The organism is Kitasatospora sp. McL0602 (assembly GCF_052076145.1).
Taxonomy (GTDB): Bacteria; Actinomycetota; Actinomycetes; order Streptomycetales; family Streptomycetaceae; genus Kitasatospora.
In genome coordinates this window covers 6,764,620-6,783,237 of the sequence record NZ_CP197246.1, presented here as the reverse complement: position 1 = coordinate 6,783,237, position 18,618 = coordinate 6,764,620, and the positions used below count along the sequence as shown (strand labels likewise).

Below are 18,618 nucleotides of genomic sequence, written 5' to 3'. Positions count from 1 at the left end.
CCTTCACGTCTACAACGTCTTGATATCAAGATATCTCGTGATGGACCCTCCTCGACACCAACCCCCCGCGTCAAGCGGCTTCAATGTCAGGCCGGTGCCCCGTCCAGCCCTCGCCCGTGCCGCAGCCGCGCCGAGTTCTGCGCCGGGTCGACCAGCGGCGCCGGGTAGCCGGGGCGGCCACCGAGCGCCCAGGGGCGGTGAACCGCCCGCCCGGGTACGTCGGCCAGCTCGGGCACCCAGCGGCGGACGTACGCCCCGTCCGGGTCGAAGCGGTCGGCCTGGACGAGCGGGTTGAGCACCCGGTTGGGGCGGGTGTCGGTGCCGGTGCCCGCGACCCACTGCCAGTTGAGCTGGTTGTTGGCGAGGTCACCGTCGACCAGCAGTGAGAGGAAGTGCCGGGCGCCGATCCGCCAGTCCTGGTACAGCGTCTTGGTGAGGAAGGAGGCGGTCAGCAGCCGGGCCCGGTTGTGCATCCAGCCCTCGTGCGCGAGCTGGCGCATCCCGGCGTCGACCACGGGGTAGCCGGTCAGGCCGCGCCGCCAGGCCTCGACCTCCTGCTCGCTGACGTGCCAGCCGTCACCCCTGCTCCGGTAGTCCTCCCGGGCGGCCTGCGGCCGGGCCGCCAGCACCTGGTGGTGGAAGTCCCGCCAGGCCAGCTGCCGGACGAAGGCCGCGTCGCCCGCCTGTGCGGCCAGCTCGGTGGCGGAGAGGCAGCCGAAGTGCAGGTAGGGCGAGAGCCGCGAGGTGCCGTCCCCGGCCAGGTCGTCGTGCACCTGCTCGTAGCCCTCGGCCGACCAGCCGCGCAGGCGGCGGCGCCCGGCCGTCTCGCCGCCCGGCGGCAGCCCCGGCGAGTCCGGTGCGGTCTTCGGCACGGCCAGGCCGGTGACCTCCTCGGGGGTGCGCAGCCGCCGGGGCGCGGGCAGCACGCTGCGGTGCCCGGCCTGCTGCCAGGCGCGGAAGTACGGGGTGAAGACGGCGTAGTGGTCCTTGCCCGCCGGGGTGACGGCGCCGGGCGCGACGACCGTCAGCGAGGCGTCGTGCACGTGCAGCCGGGCGCCGAAGTGCTCGCGCAGCCGGGCCTCGCGCTGCCGGGCGTACGTGCTGACGCCTCCGGCCAGGTGCACCGAGCGGGCACCGGTCTGCTCGGCGAGCCGGGCCAGTTCGGTGACGACCGGGCCCTGCCGGACGACCAGCCGGCCGCCGATCCGGCGCAGCGAGCCGTCCAGGTCGGCCAGGCAGTCGCCGAGGAAGGCCAGCCGGTTGGGCACCGCGAAGCCGGTGGCGGCCAGCTCGGGGTCGAGCACGAACAGCGGCACGACCTGCTCGGCGTCGGCGAGGGCGGCGTGCAGGACCGGGTTGTCGTGCAGGCGCAGGTCCTGGGTGAAGAGGGCGATCGAGACGGTCAAGGAGTGCTCCGGGGTGGGGTCCGTCGGGGTGGCAGCGGGAGGAAGGCGCTGGTCCGGGCGGCGTACTCGGCCCAGCCGGGTTTCTCGGCGCCGAGCTGTCGCTCCAGCATCGGCTTCCCGCTGCCGAAGGCCAGCAGCCATGTCATCAGCAGCGGGCTCGGCAGGAAGGCCCAGCCGACCGGCGTGTCGGCCACGAGCAGGAAGAGGCCCCACCAGACGCAGGCGTCGCCGAAGTAGTTGGGGTGGCGGCTCCACCGCCGGAGCCCGGTCACCAGCAGCCGGCCCTGGTTGGCGGGGTCGGCCTTGAAGCGGCTCAACTGCCGGTCGCCGACGGCCTCGAAGGCGAGCCCCACGCCCCACAGGGCCGCACCCGCCCAGGCGAGCGGCCCGAGCGGGTGCGGCAGGTACTGCGCGGCCTGCACCGGCAGCGAGACCAGCCAGACGATGGCCGCCTGGAGCAGGTAGACGACCCGCAGGGCGTAGCCCGTACGGCGGTGCGCCGGGGCGCGGGACAGCATCCGCCGGTAGCGCGGGTCCTCCTGCGCGCCCCGCGCGCGCAGGCCCAGGTGCACCGCCAACCGCAAGCCCCAGAGCGTCACCAGCGCCGTGGCCAGCAGCCGTCGGCCCGGGTCGCCGTGCCCGGCCGAGAGCCCGTAGCCGGTGAGCGCGACGGCGGTGAAGGCCAGGCCCCAGGCGACGTCCACGCCCCGGTGCTTCCCGGTCCGGACGCCGACCGCGAAGGCGCCGAGCATCACGGCCAGTGCGACCCCCAGGGTGGCGGCCAGGTTGACGGCGAAGGCTCCACCGTTCACTGCCGCCCCTCCCCGGTCAGCAGGATCTGCTGCACGTCCAGGTACCCGGTGCGGAACCCGGCCTCGGAGTACGCCAGGTAGAGCTCCCACATCCGCCGGAAGACCGGGTCGAAGCCGAGCGCCGCGACCTCGCCGGCGCGGGCGGTGAAGCGCTCCCGCCACAGGCGCAGCGTCTCCGCGTAGTGCGGGCCGTAGCCCTGGTGCTCGGTGAGGCGGAGCCGGGTGTGCCGGGCGGTGGTCTCGGCGATGGCCTGGACGGAGGGGATCAGGCCGCCGGGGAAGATGTACTTGAGGATCCAGGTGTAGGTGCGGCTGCTGGCCAGCATCCGGTCGTGCGGCATGGTGATCGCCTGGAGGGCGGCCCGGCCGCCGGGGGCCAGCACCCGGTCGACGGTGGCGAAGTACTCGGGCCAGAACGGCCGCCCGACGGCCTCGATCATCTCCACGCTGAGCACCGCGTCGTAGCTGCCCTCGGCGGAGCGGTAGTCGCACAGCCGCACCTCGGCCCGGTCGGCGAGCCCGGCCGCCGCGATCCGGCGGCGGGCGAGCGCGAGCTGCTGCTCGGAGAGCGTCAGGCTGACCACCTCGGCCCCCCGTGCCGCGGCGCGTACGGCGAGTTCGCCCCAGCCGGTGCCGATCTCCAGCACCCGGCTGCCGGGCCCGACCCGGGCCAGGTCGAGCAGTTGGTCGATCTTGCGGTGCTGGGCCCCGGCGAGCCCGCCCCAGCTCGCCAGCGGGCGGCCCGCCGGGCCGGTCGGGAAGACCGCCGAGGAGTACGTCATGGTCGGGTCGAGGAAGAGCGCGAACAGCTCGTTCGAGAGGTCGTAGTGGTGCCGGATGTTGCGGCCCGCATTGGCGGCGGTGCTCAGTTCGGCGTCCGGCGGCTGCTGCACGTAGAGGCGGCGCAGCCACTGCGCGGCGGTCGGTACGAGGGTCTCGGGGGCGGTGGCGAGCACGGTGAGCAGCGCGACCAGATCCGGCGAGTCCCAGTCACCGGCTTGGTAGGACTCGCCGAAGCCGATCAGCCCGGTGGCGCCGATGCGGTGCAGGAAGGCCTCGGGCCGCCGCAGGCGCAGCACGGGGCTGCCCGGCGGGGCGGGGACGAGCGGGCGGCCGCCGGGCAGTTCGACCCGCAGGCCGCGCTCGCGGGCGACGCGGCGCAGCAGCCGCTCGGCGACGGCGGCCCGCAGCGGCACGTGCGGCACCCGGGCGATGTCGGGCCAGCGCAGCGGGTCGACGGCGGGGCGGGTGGGGGCGGTGGTCGGGCGGGCCGGGAGCGTCACGGGACGGGCACCTCTTCCTGGGTTTCTTTGGTGCTGTGCGGGCTCCGGGGCTGGACGGGCAGGCCGCGCAGCAGCAGCCGGATGCCCTGGAGGCGGATGTGCAGGGCGACGGCGAGGGTCGGCAGGGGGTGGCGCAGGACGGCCCGGAGCAGCCCGGCGGGGTCGGCCGGGCTGCGGGTGCCGTGCACGGTCGCGGTGAACGCCCGGCCGCCGGGGCGGTCCAGGTGGATCGTCAGGGCGAGCCGCTCCCCGGGCTCGGGCAGCCGCATCCGGTAGTCGCCGTCGACGGGGAAGAACGGTGAGACGTAGAGCTCCTTGGCGGTGCTCGCCCGGCCCGCCGCGTCCGGGCGGAGCAGGTAACGGTGGTGTCCGCCATAGGTGTTGTGGACTTCGGCGACGGTGCAGACCGGCTGCCCGTCGGGGCCGTGGCACCAGTAGACGGTGAGCGGGTTGAAGACGTACCCGAGGCAGCGTGCCTGGGTGAGCATCAGGACGCGGCCGCCTTCGAGGTCGATCCGCTCACCCGCGAGGTAGCGGTCGAGGTTCTGCCGGAGGGTCAGCCGGGGGTCGCCGGGGTGGTCGGCGGCGCGGAACCGGGCGAGCGGGCGCAGCGGCGCGGACAGCCGGGGCAGCGCGTCCAGGTCGACCAGCCAGAGGTGGGTGCGGTGCCGGAAGGCGTGCCGTAGCGGGGTGGTCCGGGCGTGGGCGATCCGGCAGTCGTAGAGCGCTGCGCCCCACGGGCCGGGCAGTTCGGCGGTCATGGCACGGCCACCCCCACCCGGGTAAGCGCCTGGGCGGCCTGGACGCCGGAGCGGCAGCCGTCCTCGTGGAAGCCCCAGCCGTGGTACGCACCGGCGAACGCGGTGCGGCCGGTGGAGAGTTCGGCCAGCCGGCGCTGGGCGGCGACCGCCTCGGCGGTGTAGACGGGGTGCTCGTAGACCGTCCGGGAGACGACGTGCTCCTCGGCGACGGGCTCCCGGCGGTCCTCGTTGAGGGTGACGAGGTAGTCCTCGGCGGTGCCGAGGCCGAGCAGGCGGTTCAGGTGGTAGCTGACCTGCACGCCGTCGGCCGCGCCGTGGCAGCTGGGCATCAGGTAGTTCCAGGAGGCGCGGGCCCAGGTCGCGCGCGGCAGCCGGGAGGGGTCGCGGTGAAGCACCGTGGGGTTGCGGGAGTACCGGAAGGCGCCGAGCACCTCGCGCTCGGCGCGGCTCGGGTCGGCGAGCAGCCGCAGCGCCTGGTCGGCGTGGGTGGCGACGACCACGGCGTCGGCCTCGGTGCGGCGGCCGTCCTCGGTGACGACCTCGACGCCGTCGGGGTGCCGGTGGACGGCCCGGACGGGCGCCGCGCGGTGGACGGCGTCGAGCCGCCCGGCGATCCGCTCGACGTACGTCCGGGAGCCGCCGACGACGGTGCGCCAGCGGGGCGAGCCGGTGACGCTCAGCATGCCGTGGTTGTCGAGGAAGGCGAACAGGTACCGGGCGGGGTACTCACCCGCCACGTCCGGCGCGCAGGACCAGACGGCGGAGACCACCGGCGTCATGAAGTGGTTGACGAAGTACGCGGAGAAGCCGCCCTCGGCGAGGAACTCGCCCAGCGAGGGGTCACCCGCCCCCGGGTCGGCGAGCAGCCGGCGGGCCCGGCGGTGGAACAGCGGGACCTGCGCCAGCATCCGCAGGTAGCGCCCGCGCAGCGCGGCCGAGGGCTGCGCCAGCAGGCCCGCCGGGCCGCGCGAGCCCGCGTACTCCAGGCCGCAGCCCCGGCAGCGCACCGACATGCTCATCTCGCTCTCCCGGGTCTCGACGCCGAGCTCGGCGAAGAGGCGTACGAGCTGCGGGTAGGTCCGCTCGTTGTGCACCAGGAAGGCGGTGTCCAGCGGCACCGCCCTGCCGTCCGCCCCGACCACGTCCTGCGTGTGGGCGTGCCCTCCGAGCCGGGCCTGCGCCTCGAACAGCTCGACCCGCGCCCCCGCCCGCCGCAGCTCGTACGCGGCCGTCAGGCCCGCGACACCACTGCCCACCACCGCGACCCGGCGTCCGGTTCCGGACATCAGGCCTCCCTTCGCTCCCACGCGCCACTGCTTCCACCCCCCATTCGGAGCGCATCCGCACCTGGATTGGCCGCACCTACCGGGGCTCCGCGCCCCCGGAAGGTGCAGGTCGGGCAGACTCGACAGGTGCACGAGGAGGTGCCCATGTCCGAGCCGGAGCGGGTGACGTTGGTGACGGGCGCGACCGGCTACATCGGTGGTCGGCTGGTGCCGGAGCTGCTTGCGGGCGGGCACCGCGTCCGCTGCCTGGTCCGTGATCCTGGGCGGCTGCGGGACCATCCGTGGCGGGCCCGGGTGGAGACGGTGACAGGGGACGTGACCCGGCCGGAGACGCTGGCCGGGGCCTTCGACGGCGTCGGGGTCGCCTACTACCTCGTGCACGCGCTCGGCACCGGGCCCGGCTTCGAGGCCCGCGACCGGGCCGCCGCGCGGGCCTTCGGTGCGGCCGCGGCCCGCGCGGGAGTGCGACGGATCGTCTACCTGGGCGGTCTGCGGCCCGCCGAGGTGCCGGAGGCGGACCTCTCGCCGCACCTGCGCTCCCGGGCGGAGGTCGGCCGCATCCTGCGGCGGAGCGGGGTGCCGACCGCCGAGCTGCGCGCGGCGGTGATCATCGGCTCCGGATCGGCCTCGTTCGAGATGCTCCGCCACCTGACCGAACGGCTCCCGGTGATGGTGACGCCGAGCTGGGTCGGCACCCGCGTGCAACCGATCGCCGTCCGGGACGTGCTGCGCCTGCTGCTGGCCGCCGCCGAGCTGCCGCCCGAGGCGAACCGCACGTACGACATCGGCGGGCCCGACGTACTGACGTACGAGCAGATGATGCGACGTTACGCGCGGGTCGCCGGGCTGCCGCGGCGGGTGATCGTGCCGGTGCCGGTGCTGACGCCCCGCCTCTCCAGCCACTGGGTGGGGCTGGTGACGCCGGTGCCGAACTCGATCGCCCGCCCGCTGGTCGAGTCGCTGCGCAACGAGGTGGTCTGCACCGAGCACGACCTGGAGCCGGACGGGCCGGAGCCGCTGATCGGCTTCGACGAGGCCGTCCGGCTCGCGCTGACCCGGATCCGGGACGCCGAGGTGACCACCCGCTGGTCCTCGGCCTCGCTGCCCGGCGCACCGAGCGACCCGCTGCCGACGGACCCGGACTGGGCGGGCGGCAGCCTCTACCAGGACGTCCGCGAACGCGCGGTCGCCGTGCCGCCCGCCGACGTCTGGCGGGTGATCGAGGGCATCGGCGGCGAGAACGGCTGGTACTCCTTCCCCCTCGCCTGGGCGCTGCGCGGGTGGCTCGACCGGCTGGTCGGCGGTGTCGGCCTGCGGCGCGGGCGGCGTGACCCGGCCCGGCTGCGGGTGGGTGACTCGCTCGACTTCTGGCGGGTGGAGGAGATCGACCCCGGGCGGCTGCTGCGGCTGCGCGCGGAGATGCGGCTGCCCGGCCTGGCCTGGCTCGAACTCTCCGTCACCCCGGACCCGGACGCCGACGGTGGCGCGGTCTACCGCCAGCGGGCGCTGTTCCACCCACACGGGCTGGCCGGGCACGCGTACTGGTGGTCGGTGGCGCCCTTCCACTCGGTGGTCTTCGGCGGCATGGCCCGCAACATCACCGAGCGGGCCGCCCCCCGCGCGGCCGCAGCGCCGCCACCATCCCCGGGGCGTTGACCAGCTGCCAGAGCGTCGCGGCCACCAGCGCCCAGACCAGCCCGCCCGGCCCGATCCCGTCGGCGAAGGCGCCGAGCCCGAGCGGCAGCAGCAGGCACGGCGCAGCCCAGCGGAGGGTGGCCGGCCAACCGGCCCGGGTCAGCAGCGCGACGAGGGCGCTGACGGCGAAGTACCCGGAGAGGCCGCCGCAGAGCAGCCAGCGGGTGCCGCCCTCGACGGCGCCGTGCGGGTGCTCGATCGCCAGGCCCAGCCCGGCCGCCAGCAGCGCGATCGCGCAGGTAAGCACACCGTGCAGGCCGAGCGCCGCCCGTACCGGAAGGTCGCCGGGGCCCAGCTTCGGGATGCCGCCGAAGCCGTGCAGCAGTGACATCGTCCAGAGCCCGATCAGCAGTACGAACGCGCCCGTGGCGGCCGCCGTCAGGGCGTGGTCCCACGGCACCTCGGCGGCGGCGGAGGTGATCTGGATGACGCCCTCGCCGAGCACGATGATGACGAACAGGCCCAGCCGCTCGGCCAGATGGGGCACGTCGGTGCGGGCCGCCACGACCACCGGGGTGCGGTCGGAGCGCCCGCGCCGGGCCACGCCCCGGGTCACCCGCTCCTGCGCCGCGCGGAGCACCCGGTACCCGGAGGCGGTGAGCATCACGAGCAGGTCGAAGGCCAGCCCGCCCGCCCAGAGCCAGTACCGGCCCGGCGCGTCGACCCAGATCGACACCAGCCACGGCACCGTCCCGCCCCCGACCTGCGCCACCGGCCAGTCCACCACGACCCGCCCGCGGGGCCAGACCTGCCCGCCCAGCCAGCGGAGGAGGACGTACGCGATCGCGAACCCCCGGGCGTGCTCCGTCCGGATGCCCGGCACGGCGGCGACCATCACGGCGAGCCCCAGCATGGCGACCACCAGGCTCGGCGCCCACTCCTGCCGGCCCTCGATGTTCCCGTAGACGGTGAAGCACACCCAGGTCGTCCAGAACGCGAGGTAGACCAGCACGTAGAGCCCGAGGTCCGCCGCCGTCGGTCCGGCGTGCAGCAGATGCGAGATCTGCAGCACGCCGGCCACCACGACCAGGTCGAAGAACAGTTCGGTCCAGGACGCATGCCGTTCGCCACTCATGCCGCCGATCCTCCCCCAGCGGGCCCGGATCGGGGCGGCAACCACGCGGGCGGGCCGCCCGGTCAGGCCCCCGGATCAGGCCTGGTACGGGCTGGTGGTCCGGCCCTCGCGCAGGGTCCGGCCCCACCACAGCAGTTGGTCCAGCAGCTTCTTCGCCGCACCGTCCGCCGCGGCGTCGCGCGGGCGCCCGGTCTCGTCGAAGCGCTCCCACGCCGCGTGGAAGCTGACGGTGTCCCGGACGGTGACGGAGTGCACCTCGGCGAAGACCTGCCGCAGGTGCTCGACCGCCCGCAGGCCGCCGCTCAGCCCGCCGTACGAGACGAAGCCGACCGGCTTGGCGTGCCACTGGCTGTGGTGCCAGTCGATGACCGCCTTCAGCGAGGCCGGGTAGGAGTGGTTGTACTCGGGGGTGACGACCACGAACGCATCGGCCTCGGCGAGCCGCGAACTGACCGCCGCCAGCTCGGCGGTGGACTCGCCGCCCAGCACGTACGGGATGTCGACCTCGGCCAGGTCGATGACGTCCACCTTCACCTCACCGTGCGAGCGGGCCTGCTCGGTGAACCAGTTCGCGACGACCGGTGCGAACCGGCCCTCCCTGGTGGAGGCGACGATGACGACCAGATTCAGCGGAGTGCTCTCCATGACGGGGCCTTTCCTTCTTGTCCTGCTGCTTTCCGACGAGGAAGACGTTACGGATCACCCCGGGCCCGCCACATCTGTCGCAAGGCCGGGGTGCGCCTAGGTCTGCCGACCTAGTACGAGGGGTGCAGGCCCCCGCCGCGCGGGGTAGGGATCGTCGCCGGGGCATCTGACGCGAACGCGTAATCCAGGCGCCACACCGTGGTTACCGCCCGGTAGCCGCCGCGCCGTCCGGAGCGGACACGGTTCGGGCGTACGGGACTCCGAGGAAAGGCAGGCCACCTCACCATGCCGACCGCTCAGCGCCGCAGGCGCAGTTGGAGCGACCAGGCGCTCGCCTGGGCGTTCCTGCTGCCCTCGCTGGTGGTGTTCGCGCTCTTCATCGGCTATCCGCTCTGGCGGACGTTCTATCTGAGCGCGCACGCCAACGACCTGTTCGGGGCGCCTTCGCGCTACGTCGGGCTCCGGCACTACACCGACCTGCTCGGCTCCGCGGAGTTCCACAAGACGCTGGTGACCACCGCGTTCTTCGTGCTGCTCACCGTCGTCCCCGGGGTGCTCGGGGCGCTGGCCCTGGTGCTGCTGCTGGAGAGCCGGATCAAGGGGGTGCGGCTCTTCCGGTCCGCCTTCGCGCTGCCCTTCGCCTTCTCGGTGGCCAGTGCCTCGGTCGTCTTCTCGGTGCTCTACAACCCGGCCAGCGGCGTGCTCAACGGCCTGCTCTCGCACCTCGGCGTCACCCCGACGGGCTGGCTGACCGACCAGCGGTACGCGCTGCTCTCGGTCGCGGCGAGCACGATCTGGATGACGCTCGGCTACAACGTGCTGGTGCTCTCGGCCGGTGTCGGCTCGATCCCGCAGGAGATCACCGAGGCGGCCCGGCTGGACGGCGCGGGCAGCCTGCGGCTCGCCCGCTCGGTGACCGTCCCGCTGCTCGGCCCGCACCTGTTCTTCCTGGTCGTGGTGTCGACCATCAACGCCCTGCAGAGCTTCGGGCAGATCCACATCCTCACCAAGGGCGGCCCCGACGGCGCGACCCGCACCCTCGTCTACTCGGTCTACGAGAAGGCATTCGCCTACGGCTCCAGCGACTTCGGGACGGCGAGCGCCCAGGCCGTGGTGCTGCTGGTGGTCGTGCTCGGCTGCGCGGCCGTGCAGTTCGGTGTCCTCGAACGGAAGGTGCACTACGCATGAGCGCCGCAGCAAGCCGCGTCGCCGTCTACACCCTGCTGGTGCTGGCCCTGCTGACGGTCGCCTTCCCGGTGTACTACGCGTTCGCCGGAGCCCTGATGGGCCCGTCCGAACTGGCAAGCTACCCACCCGCGTTGGTTCCGCACGCGGCCACCGGGCGGAACTTCGCCGGAGCCGTCCACGCCATCCCGCTCGGCCGCCAGTACCTCAACTCGGCCGTCACCGCCGGGCTCATCACGCTGGCCCAGCTGCTCACCTCGGTGCTCGCCGCGTACGCGCTGGTCTTCCTCCCGGTGCGGCTGCGGGCGGTCGTCTTCGCGGTCTTCCTGGCGACGCTGATGGTCCCGTGGGAGGCCATCATCATCCCCAACTACCTGACGATCACCGGCTGGGGGCTCGGCAACACTTACCTCGGCCTGGTGCTGCCGTTCCTCGCCTCGGGCTTCGGCACCTTCATGCTGCGTCAGTCCTTCCGGCAGTTCCCGGCCGAACTGCGGGACGCCGCCCGGATCGACGGCGCGGGCCACTGGCGGTTCCTCTGGCGAATACTCGTGCCGCTCAGCAAGCCCTCGCTCGCCGCCATCGCGGTCTACGTCTTCCTGTCGTCCTGGAACCAGTACTTCTGGCCGCTGATCATCACCCGCACCGCGCAGATGCAGACCCTGCAGATCGGCCTGGAGAGCCTGCGCGACGCCGAAGTGGCCGACCCCGGACTGGTCCTGGCCGGCGTGGTGCTCACCCTGCTCCCGACCCTGGCGCTGGTGGTGCTCGGCCAGCGCTTCATCGTCCGGGGCCTCACCGCCGGCGCCGTCCGCTGAACGGCGCCGTCCGCTGAAGATCGACCCGCCTTCCCGACCCCCCCAGAAGGAGAATGGACATGCGCAAGCAGATACGGGCAGCCAGAGCGGCAGCCGCACTGGTCGCCACCGGGTTGTTGCTGACGGCCTGTACGTCCAGCAGCAGCCCGGCGAGCGGCCCGGCCGCCGCCGCAGCACCGGGGGCCGAGGCCCTGGACAACGCCCAGGGCGTGACCACGGTGGAGTTCTGGCACTCGATGACCGGCAAGAACGCCGACACCCTGACCGCGCTGGTCACCGCGTTCAACACCGCGCACAAGGGAAAGATCGAGGTCAAGCCGCTCTTCCAGGGCACCTACGACGACGTGATCGCCAAGTACAAGGCCTCGGTGCAGCAGAAGGGCACGCCCTCGCTCGTCCAGGTCTACGACATCGGCACCCGCTTCATGATCGACTCCCGGCAGACCGTCCCGGCGCAGGCCTTCGTCGACAAGGACAAGTACTCCCTCAGCGACATCGAGCCGAACATCCGCAACTACTACACGGCGAACGGCAGTCTGGCCTCGATGCCGTTCAACTCCTCGATGCCGCTGCTCTACCTCAACACCGACGCCTTCAAGGAGGCCGGTCTCGACCCGCTCAAGCCCCCGCAGACCCTCGACGAACTCGGCGAGGCCGCCAAGAAGTTGACCAAGAAGGACGCCAACGGCCAGACCGTCCGGTACGGCTTCGGCGCCGCCATCTACGGCTGGTTCGTCGAGCAGCTGATCGCCGAGTCCGGCACGCTCTACTGCGACCAGGGCAACGGCCGGACGGGCAAGGCGACGAAGGCACTGTTCGACTCCGCCCAGGGCGCCCAGGCCGTCCAGTGGTGGGCCGACCTGGTCAAGGGCGGGTACGCGGCCAACACCGGCCGGGTGCCGGCCGACGCGCAGGCCGCCTTCAAGTCGGGCAAGGTCGCGATGCACCTGGAGTCCACCGGCGTGCTGCGCGGGTACACCGAGGCCGCCAAGTTCACCGTCGGCACGGCGCCCTTCCCGAAGATCAGCGCCACCGACACCGGCGGCCCGGCGATCGGCGGCGCCTCGCTCTGGATCGACGGCCCGGGGCACTCGGACGCCGAGCAGCGGGCCTCCTGGGAGCTCGTCAAGTACCTCAGCGCACCCGAGCAGCAGGCCGTCTGGCACACCGGCACCGGCTACTTCCCGGTCAACAGCAAGGCCCTGGACGACCCCAAGGACAAGGAGTGGGTGGCCAAGTACCCCCAGTTCCGCACCGCGATCGACGTCCTGCACGGCACCAAGCCCACCCCCGCCACCGCAGGCTGCCTGCTCGGTGTGATGCCGCAGGCCCGCAAGGGGGTCGAGACCGCGATCGAGCAGACCATCAGCGGCGCCAAGACCGCTCAGCAGGCCCTGACGGACGCCGCCAAGGAGCTCCAGCCCGCCCTGGACAGCTACAACACCTCGGTCGGCTGATTCGGACCGGCGGCTCGGGCCGGCAGCTCGGGCCGGCAGCTCGGGCCGGCAGCTCGGGCCGAAAGCTGGCCCGAGCCCCGGCCTCCCAACGGTTCCCTATCCGCAACCCGTCACCCGCGTGGGACAGTTGACGGTGGGCATACTGCCTGGGGGCTGATCTGAGGGGGCCAGATGGTACGAGAGGACCCGCCCGGCGTCGACGAGGCGGAGCTGCTGCCGGAGCCGTTCTGGACGGCCGACCGGGCGTCGGTACGGGGGCAGCGGCTCACCGTGCGCTGGTACCGGGGGCAGATCGGGCTGCTGGTGCTGGCCGCGGTGATCGCCGCCGTCCCCGGCCCCGAGCACCGCGGCGACAGCGACGTCACGCCGCTGCTCTCCGTCGCCGCCTTCCTGGCGGCCGGCTACTGCTGGTACCGGCTACGGCAGAACAACCCGCAGCGGGTCTGGCACGAGGCGCGGGCCGCCGCCGAGTCGGTGAAGGCGCTGGCCTGGAAGTACACCATCCGCGCGCGGCCCTTCGACGGCGCGGCGCTCTCCCCCGACGCGGACCACGACTACCTGCGCCAGGTCGGCGAGGTACTGCTCGCCTTCGAGGGCACCACCTCCCTGCCGCCGGACACCGCCCCCGACATCACCCCGGAGATGCGCCGCCTGCGCGCCGCCGGGCTGCCCGCCCGCCGCGCCCTCTACCTCCGCTCCCGCGTCCAGGGCCAGCGCAACTGGTACCGCGACCGAGCAGCGGCGTTCGAGTCGCAGTCGGCGTCCTGGGGGCTCGCCACGGCGGCGCTGATCATCGTCGGCGGCGCGGCCGCCGTCGCCCAGGCCACCGGGGCACTCTCCGTCCACCTCTTCGGCACCTGCGCCGCAGCAGCGGCCGCCGTCATCGCCTGGACGCAGTTGAAGCAGCTCCGCCCGCTGGCCTCCACCTACCTGCTGGCCGCGAAGGAGCTCGACCTCGTCGAGCGCCGCCTCTCCGACCTCGACCTCAGCACCCCCGACGCCGAGGCCCGCTGGGCCGGACTCGCAGGCGAGGCCGAGGACACCGTCTCCCGCGAACACACCACCTGGCGCGCCCGCCGGGCCTTCCCGCGCTGACCGTTCCGCCCCTCCTGCCTCAATCGGAGCCGGCAGGGCCCGACTTCGGGTCGCAGGCGCACCGCCGCCTATACTCCCCCTGCCCTGTCGACGGCACGAGGGGGAGCTCATGGCAGCGCAGTACGCGGGGACACCGATCGGTCTGGCGGTCCTGGCCTTGGTCGCCGCCGCACGGCCGCCGCCGTTGCCGTTGCCGTTGCGCCTCAGAACGCACCCGTTCGCCGCGACCAGCCCGGGTGCGGTGATCCGCCGCATCGTGGACACCGGCCCCGGCCCCACCGCCATGGCCACCCTCCAGGCCCTCGACCCGGCCCTCGCCGCCACCGTCGCCCACGCCCTCACCATGGACCCGGCCTCCCGCCCCGCCGACGGCGCCGCCCTCCTCGACCTCCTGACGGCCCACCCGGGCCCGCTCGCCGTCAACGACCAGATCACCCAGAGCTGGCACTCGCTGCACGTGTCCTGAGCGGGCGGTCCCACCACCGAGACGGTTACGCGCCGCTGCCCTGACGCGGCGGTCGTCGCGCACCGGCCATCGCCAGCACGCTCAGACCGAACATCACGACACCCAGGGGCACGTGGAAGGCCGGTATGTGAGCGACGCCGAGCACCACCTGCACCGAGGCGAGCACCAGGAAGCCGGACGCGTACAGGACCGGGCGCGGCGACCCACCACCCGGCCGCCACGCCAGCACGGCGGCGAGCACGTACAGCATCGACGCCGCGTACATCACCCGCGCACCGACGCTGTGCAGCACTTCGCCGTGCGAGGAGGACAGCAGCAGTCCGGCGGTGACCGCCTGCCAGAAGATGGCCAAGGTCTGCAAGGCCACCGCCGTCCGCAGGAACGTGACCCTCCTCCCTGCTGTCGTCTGCCCTGCCGTCGCCTGCCCTGCTGCCAGCTGTGCGGCCATGGTGCGGCCCCCTCTTTCTGCCTCGCGGCGGAAGATCGATACTGTCTCGGTAGTCCGACGAAATGGACCCGCGAAGTGTGAGGCCGAGTGCCGAAGAGGCCGTCGCGGACGAGCAGAAGCGGGGAGCGGTCGCCACCATGGGTACGCCGTCGGAGTCAGGGCACGACCGGTCCGAGCCAAGCCCGAGCGTGGCGGTCGGCGAGCGCCGTCGGCTGATCAACATCTGCTACCGGCTGCTCGGTTCGCTGACCGAGGCCGAGGACGCCGTCCAGGAGACGTACGCCCGCTGGTACGCGATGCCGCAGCCGCAGCAGGAGGCCGTCGAGTCCCCCGCCGCCTGGCTGACGACGGTGGCCGGCCGCATCTGCCTGGATCTGCTCGGCTCGGCACGAGTCCGGCGTGAGCGTTACGTCGGCGAGTGGGTGCCCGAACCGCTGCCGAAGCGTACGGAGTGGATCGACGGGTGGACGGGCGGCGGCAGGGCCGACCCCGCCGACCGGGTCACGCTGGACGAGTCGGTGAACATGGCCTTCCTCGTCGTGCTGGAGTCGATGACACCGGCCGAGCGCGTCGCCTTCGTCCTGCACGACGTCTTCCGCTACCCCTTCCCCGAGATCGCCGAGATCGCCGGCCGGACACCGGCCGCCTGTCGACAGCTGGCGTCCTCGGCCCGCCGCCGCGTCGGCGCCACGCAGGCCCCGACCGTACCGGCGGTCGGTCAGGCCGAACAGGCCGGTCTGGTACGGGACTTCAAGGAGGCGTGGGAGGCCAGGAACATCAGGGCCCTCGTCGGCCTCCTCGACCCGGACGCCACGATGACCGCCGACGGCGGCGGACTGGTCGGCGCCGTCCTGCGCCCGGTCGAGGGCAGCGCACGCATCGCCCAGTACCTCGTCCACATCGCCGACAAGGCCCCCGGGCTGACGCTTCTGGAGCGCACGGTCAACGGCCGCCCCGGCCTGGTCGCCCAGCACACCGGCATCACCGTGACGGTCGCGGCGTTCAACCTCACCGGCAACCGCATCACCCACATCTGGGCAGTCCGCAACCCGGAGAAGCTCCGCGCGTGGACCGAGACCGGTCGGAGCTGATGCCGCATCGGACGACGTCCACCCGGTAGGTCAGTCGTCGGTGGCCTGGTGGAGCGTGGTCCAGAAGTCGTGGATGAGGCGTGCCGAGTCCGGGGTGGACATCCCGACCTGGGTGAGCAGGATGCCGGTGACCCGGCTGTCCGGGTCGGCGTAGGCGGTGGTGCCGGTGCCGCCGTCCCAGCCGAACTGGCCGACGGGTGAGTAGTCGCAACGGTGGGTGCGTACCGCCATCCCGAACCCCCAGCCGCCCTGCTGCCCCTGGCCGACCGCGAGGTGGGCGATGTTCCGGTACATGGCGTCCCGGGCGGCCTGTTGCTCGGGCGTGAGGCGGTTCGTGGTCATCAGCTCGACGGCGGCCCGGGACAGGATCCGTTCGCTCCCGTGCATCCCGTGGTCGAGCAGCATCCGGAAGTAGGCGTGGTAGTCGTCGACGGTGGAGACCAGCCCACCACCGGCGCCCTGGAACGCCGGAGGCCGGCTGCTCCTTCCACCTGTCGCCTCGTCCCACACGAGGAACTCCCCGGTCTGCGGGTCCGGCCCGTACAGCGGCGGCAGCCGGTCGATGCTGTCGGCGGGCACGTGGAATCCGGTGTCCTTCATCCCCAGCGGATCGAGGACGCGTTCGCGCAGGAACGTCTCCAACGGCCGGCCCGCGACCCGGGCGACCAGCACGCCGAGCACCTCGCTGCTGAGGTCGTACTGCCACCGCTCCCCGGGCTGGTACGACAGCGGCAGCTCACCCAGGCGGCGCATCCACTCGTCCGGCTCGGGCGCCGGCCCGGATGCCACGCTGTAGTCGAGACGCTCGAAGGTCGCCGCCCTGATCGGGGAGTTCATCAACCTGAAGTCCACGCCGAGCCCGAACGTGGAGGTCAGCAGGTCCCGTACGGTGATCGGCCGGCGGGCCGGCACGGTGTCGTCCAGCGGGCCGTCGGGCCGCTTCAGCACCTGCCGGTCGGCGAGCTCGGGCAGCCACGGGTCCACCGGTTCGTCGAGGCGCAGCCTGCACTCGTCGAGCAGGATCATCGCCGCCGCCACCGTGACCGGCTTGGACGTGGACGCCATCCGGAAGATCGTGTCCCGCCGCATCGGCGCGCCACCGTCATGACGCATCGTCCCGATCGCCTCGACATGCGCCTGGCCGCCCCGGCTGACCAGGGCTACCAACCCGGGAATCCGCTTCGACTCGACGTGCCGTGCCAGCACCTCGCGCAGCCTGCGCAGCCCTGCCTCGGAGAAGCCGTTGCCCGTATCCATCATGAATCCCCTTGCCCACAGCGCTCGATCCCCTGCCGACCCCTCTTCGAGGCGGCCATGCGATGAGCGTGCACCTTGACCCAAGGTCAAGGTCAACCACTGTGGGTGACAGGAGAGGACCCGGGACAGCGCCGGCCCCGGCCTGCCTCAGCCCCCGAGTACCACCGCGCCGCCACCGCGCCCCTGCCAGGCATCAGCGGTGGCCCGCGCGAACCCGTCGGCGGACTCGAACCTGCCCTCCCACAGCGAACTGTCGGCGACGGCCTGGGCGTAGGCGTACTGGTACGCCTCCTGCCAGGTTGTGGCGTGCGCGGCAGGGGTCTCGTAGCCAAAGCTCACGACTGGTCTCCTTCGGAAGGAAGTGGATCTTCAGCGTCAAGCTATGCGGCCCCGGCGCATCCTGTCCCGGAAACACGGGGATCGAGGGCGCGCAGGCTCCAGCCCCCGTCGGTCCGTACAGCTGCGCGCTACCCTCGAGGCCGCAGCCGCCCACGATCCGAAGGTGCACTGAGCCGATGGCAGATGGGCTGACGATCGGTCAGGCGGCGGAGTTCGTCGGCGTCACGATCAAGACCGTGCGGCACTATCACCGGCTCGGCCTGCTCGCCGAGCCGGCGCGTGACGCTTCCGGCTACCGGCGTTACGGGTCGGCCGACCTCCTCCGGCTGGTCCAGGCCCGGACCTTGGCCGGAGCGGGTGTGCCGCTGGCCGAGGTCGGTGAGCTGCTCGACTCCGATCCCGAGCAGTTCACCGCCGCCCTGGACGACGTCCACCATCGGCTCACCGAGCAGATCGAGGACCTCACCGCGCGGCGCGACACCCTGCACCGGCTCGCCCACGGCGACCGGGCCCTGCTGCCCGACCGGGCCTGCGCGGTCCTGGACCAACTCGCCGCTCTCGACTTCAGCCCCGACTACGTGGCCACGCAACGGGAGGCCCTGGTGCTGACCCGGGCACTGGTCCCGGAGGTCCTCGACACCTTCCTGACCAGGCTCGAACACGGGCTCGACGACCCCGAGTTCGTAGAGCTGACCAAGCGCGGCCTGGACGCGAGGTCCTGGGCCCCCGGCGACCCACGGATCGACGAACTGGCCACCGCATTCGCCGACAGACTGCTGGCCGACGGCGCACTGCCGACGCTGCCCACCGCTACCCGGAACCGGCCCAGCACCGCCACCCGCTACGGCCTGGTCAACCACCACCGGGAAGACCAGGAGCCATCCATCGCCCGGTTGAACACCCTGGTCGAGGCACACCTGCGCGCAGCGGGCATCGACATCCCCCACCGGTGACGGCCGCCCGGCAGGAGCCAGGCGTTTCGCAGGGCACTATCGGCTGCAGCGCGCGCAGTGACAAGATCGTCTGATGCTACAACTCTTGGGTTTCATCATCGACTGCCCGGACCCGATGGAGCTGGCCACCTTCTACTCCCAGGTGACAGGCCACGCCATCATGGAGGGCAGCGGCGACAGCTGGGCCGGCATCACCTTCGGCGAGGTCGATCTGGCCTTTCAGCGGGTCGAAGACCATCGACCACCACGCTGGCCCGACGACGAACATCCCAAGCAGTACCACCTCGACTTCGAAGTGGACGAAATCGAGCCCGAGCAGCGCCGCGTAGTCGCTCTCGGCGCGACACTGCAGCAGGACTTCATCGGCCCCGACGGCTACGGCTGGCAGGTCTACACCGACCCGGTCGGACATCCCTTCTGCCTGTGCCGCCACCAAGGGGTCACCTGGACCGACAAGAGGGTGGTGTGGCCCTGACCCACTCGGCCGGCCGAAGAGCGCAGCAGCGACGACTCCGGCGGTGTGGGGACGGTGTCGACCTCTTCCTC

Annotated in this window: 19 protein-coding genes; 9 read left to right on the top strand and 10 right to left on the bottom strand. The window is 72.8% G+C overall.

Annotated features, from left to right (window positions below):
* Positions 1-86: 86 nt before the first annotated feature.
* From ACR68M_RS30795 to ACR68M_RS30775, 5 genes are read right to left on the bottom strand one after another with little or no spacing between them, the layout of a single operon-like run.
* Positions 87-1,406 (bottom strand): cryptochrome/photolyase family protein, encoded by a 1,320-nt coding sequence (locus tag ACR68M_RS30795; protein WP_441247426.1) that lies wholly within the window; start codon positions 1,404-1,406, stop codon positions 87-89.
* Positions 1,403-2,158 (bottom strand): DUF1295 domain-containing protein, encoded by a 756-nt coding sequence (locus ACR68M_RS30790; protein ID WP_441251757.1) that lies wholly within the window; start codon positions 2,156-2,158, stop codon positions 1,403-1,405. The genes ACR68M_RS30795 and ACR68M_RS30790 overlap by 4 nt, the downstream gene beginning before the upstream one ends.
* A 56-nt stretch (positions 2,159-2,214) precedes the next feature.
* Positions 2,215-3,501: a class I SAM-dependent methyltransferase gene (locus ACR68M_RS30785; protein ID WP_441247425.1), complete on the bottom strand. Its 1,287-nt coding sequence runs from the start codon at positions 3,499-3,501 to the stop codon at positions 2,215-2,217.
* Positions 3,498-4,262 (bottom strand): DUF1365 domain-containing protein, encoded by a 765-nt coding sequence (locus ACR68M_RS30780; RefSeq protein ID WP_441247424.1) that lies wholly within the window; start codon positions 4,260-4,262, stop codon positions 3,498-3,500. Before ACR68M_RS30780 ends, ACR68M_RS30785 begins: the two co-directional genes overlap by 4 nt.
* Positions 4,259-5,548, bottom strand: a complete 1,290-nt coding sequence (locus ACR68M_RS30775) for an NAD(P)/FAD-dependent oxidoreductase (RefSeq protein ID WP_441247423.1) — start codon at positions 5,546-5,548, stop codon at positions 4,259-4,261. The genes ACR68M_RS30780 and ACR68M_RS30775 overlap by 4 nt, the downstream gene beginning before the upstream one ends.
* Positions 5,549-5,692: 144 nt before the next feature.
* Between ACR68M_RS30775 and ACR68M_RS30770 the strand changes: the two genes are divergently transcribed.
* Entirely contained in the window at positions 5,693-7,204 is a 1,512-nt protein-coding gene (locus ACR68M_RS30770) for an SDR family oxidoreductase (RefSeq protein ID WP_441247422.1), read from the top strand.
* Here ACR68M_RS30770 and ACR68M_RS30765 read toward each other — a convergent pair.
* Complete coding sequence (locus ACR68M_RS30765) at positions 7,146-8,318, bottom strand: low temperature requirement protein A (protein ID WP_441247421.1); 1,173 nt, start codon at positions 8,316-8,318, stop codon at positions 7,146-7,148. The two genes, ACR68M_RS30770 and ACR68M_RS30765, sit on opposite strands and share 59 nt — an antisense overlap.
* A 75-nt stretch (positions 8,319-8,393) precedes the next feature.
* Complete coding sequence (locus ACR68M_RS30760; protein ID WP_441247420.1) at positions 8,394-8,963, bottom strand: NADPH-dependent FMN reductase; 570 nt, start codon at positions 8,961-8,963, stop codon at positions 8,394-8,396.
* Between the two features lie 285 nt (positions 8,964-9,248).
* Between ACR68M_RS30760 and ACR68M_RS30755 the strand changes: the two genes are divergently transcribed.
* From ACR68M_RS30755 to ACR68M_RS30735, 5 genes are all read left to right on the top strand, one after another.
* Positions 9,249-10,151, top strand: coding sequence for a carbohydrate ABC transporter permease (locus ACR68M_RS30755; protein WP_441247419.1), 903 nt, complete (start codon positions 9,249-9,251; stop codon positions 10,149-10,151).
* Positions 10,148-10,966, top strand: coding sequence for a carbohydrate ABC transporter permease (locus ACR68M_RS30750; RefSeq protein WP_441247418.1), 819 nt, complete (start codon positions 10,148-10,150; stop codon positions 10,964-10,966). The genes ACR68M_RS30755 and ACR68M_RS30750 overlap by 4 nt, the downstream gene beginning before the upstream one ends.
* A 59-nt stretch (positions 10,967-11,025) precedes the next feature.
* Positions 11,026-12,423: an ABC transporter substrate-binding protein gene (locus ACR68M_RS30745; RefSeq protein WP_441247417.1), complete on the top strand. Its 1,398-nt coding sequence runs from the start codon at positions 11,026-11,028 to the stop codon at positions 12,421-12,423.
* Between the two features lie 171 nt (positions 12,424-12,594).
* Positions 12,595-13,518, top strand: coding sequence for a DUF4231 domain-containing protein (locus ACR68M_RS30740; RefSeq protein ID WP_441247416.1), 924 nt, complete (start codon positions 12,595-12,597; stop codon positions 13,516-13,518).
* A 109-nt stretch (positions 13,519-13,627) separates the two neighbouring features.
* Positions 13,628-13,984: a hypothetical protein gene (locus ACR68M_RS30735; protein ID WP_441247415.1), complete on the top strand. Its 357-nt coding sequence runs from the start codon at positions 13,628-13,630 to the stop codon at positions 13,982-13,984.
* A gap of 25 nt (positions 13,985-14,009) precedes the next feature.
* Here ACR68M_RS30735 and ACR68M_RS30730 read toward each other — a convergent pair whose 3' ends face one another.
* Entirely contained in the window at positions 14,010-14,432 is a 423-nt protein-coding gene (locus tag ACR68M_RS30730; protein ID WP_441247414.1) for a hypothetical protein, read from the bottom strand.
* A gap of 137 nt (positions 14,433-14,569) precedes the next feature.
* Here ACR68M_RS30730 and sigJ point away from each other — a divergent pair, with 137 nt between their 5' ends.
* Positions 14,570-15,523 (top strand): RNA polymerase sigma factor SigJ, encoded by a 954-nt coding sequence (gene sigJ / locus ACR68M_RS30725; protein ID WP_441251756.1) that lies wholly within the window; start codon positions 14,570-14,572, stop codon positions 15,521-15,523.
* Positions 15,524-15,553: 30 nt separating this feature from the next.
* Here the strand turns inward: sigJ and ACR68M_RS30720 are convergent, their stop codons facing one another.
* Both ACR68M_RS30720 and ACR68M_RS30715 read right to left on the bottom strand, forming a co-directional pair.
* Positions 15,554-16,780, bottom strand: a complete 1,227-nt coding sequence (locus ACR68M_RS30720; RefSeq protein ID WP_441247413.1) for a serine hydrolase domain-containing protein — start codon at positions 16,778-16,780, stop codon at positions 15,554-15,556.
* A 147-nt stretch (positions 16,781-16,927) separates the two neighbouring features.
* Positions 16,928-17,119, bottom strand: a complete 192-nt coding sequence (locus ACR68M_RS30715) for a hypothetical protein (protein ID WP_441247412.1) — start codon at positions 17,117-17,119, stop codon at positions 16,928-16,930.
* Positions 17,120-17,295: 176 nt separating this feature from the next.
* On the opposite strand from ACR68M_RS30715, the gene ACR68M_RS30710 reads away from it, so the two are divergent.
* Complete coding sequence (locus tag ACR68M_RS30710; RefSeq protein WP_441247411.1) at positions 17,296-18,072, top strand: MerR family transcriptional regulator; 777 nt, start codon at positions 17,296-17,298, stop codon at positions 18,070-18,072.
* Between the two features lie 73 nt (positions 18,073-18,145).
* The gene (locus ACR68M_RS30705; protein ID WP_441247410.1) at positions 18,146-18,547 is read left to right on the top strand and encodes a VOC family protein; all 402 of its coding nucleotides are present in this window, start codon (positions 18,146-18,148) and stop codon (positions 18,545-18,547) included.
* Positions 18,548-18,618 lie beyond the last annotated feature (71 nt).

What these genes read in the sequence shown, in the direction of transcription:
- ACR68M_RS30790 (WP_441251757.1), bottom strand. Translation starts at nt 2,158, where the DNA reads ATGCTCGGCGCCTTCGCGGTCGGCGTCCGGACCGGGAAGCACCGGGGC.
- ACR68M_RS30780 (WP_441247424.1), bottom strand. Translation starts at nt 4,262, where the DNA reads ATGACCGCCGAACTGCCCGGCCCGTGGGGCGCAGCGCTCTACGACTGC.
- ACR68M_RS30775 (WP_441247423.1), bottom strand. Translation starts at nt 5,548, where the DNA reads ATGTCCGGAACCGGACGCCGGGTCGCGGTGGTGGGCAGTGGTGTCGCG.
- ACR68M_RS30770 (WP_441247422.1), top strand. Translation starts at nt 5,693, where the DNA reads ATGTCCGAGCCGGAGCGGGTGACGTTGGTGACGGGCGCGACCGGCTAC.
- ACR68M_RS30765 (WP_441247421.1), bottom strand. Translation starts at nt 8,318, where the DNA reads ATGAGTGGCGAACGGCATGCGTCCTGGACCGAACTGTTCTTCGACCTG.
- ACR68M_RS30760 (WP_441247420.1), bottom strand. Translation starts at nt 8,963, where the DNA reads ATGGAGAGCACTCCGCTGAATCTGGTCGTCATCGTCGCCTCCACCAGG.
- ACR68M_RS30755 (WP_441247419.1), top strand. Translation starts at nt 9,249, where the DNA reads ATGCCGACCGCTCAGCGCCGCAGGCGCAGTTGGAGCGACCAGGCGCTC.
- ACR68M_RS30750 (WP_441247418.1), top strand. Translation starts at nt 10,148, where the DNA reads ATGAGCGCCGCAGCAAGCCGCGTCGCCGTCTACACCCTGCTGGTGCTG.
- ACR68M_RS30745 (WP_441247417.1), top strand. Translation starts at nt 11,026, where the DNA reads ATGCGCAAGCAGATACGGGCAGCCAGAGCGGCAGCCGCACTGGTCGCC.
- ACR68M_RS30740 (WP_441247416.1), top strand. Translation starts at nt 12,595, where the DNA reads ATGGTACGAGAGGACCCGCCCGGCGTCGACGAGGCGGAGCTGCTGCCG.
- ACR68M_RS30735 (WP_441247415.1), top strand. Translation starts at nt 13,628, where the DNA reads ATGGCAGCGCAGTACGCGGGGACACCGATCGGTCTGGCGGTCCTGGCC.
- ACR68M_RS30730 (WP_441247414.1), bottom strand. Translation starts at nt 14,432, where the DNA reads ATGGCCGCACAGCTGGCAGCAGGGCAGGCGACGGCAGGGCAGACGACA.
- sigJ (WP_441251756.1), top strand. Translation starts at nt 14,570, where the DNA reads ATGGGTACGCCGTCGGAGTCAGGGCACGACCGGTCCGAGCCAAGCCCG.
- ACR68M_RS30720 (WP_441247413.1), bottom strand. Translation starts at nt 16,780, where the DNA reads ATGGATACGGGCAACGGCTTCTCCGAGGCAGGGCTGCGCAGGCTGCGC.
- ACR68M_RS30710 (WP_441247411.1), top strand. Translation starts at nt 17,296, where the DNA reads ATGGCAGATGGGCTGACGATCGGTCAGGCGGCGGAGTTCGTCGGCGTC.
- ACR68M_RS30705 (WP_441247410.1), top strand. Translation starts at nt 18,146, where the DNA reads ATGCTACAACTCTTGGGTTTCATCATCGACTGCCCGGACCCGATGGAG.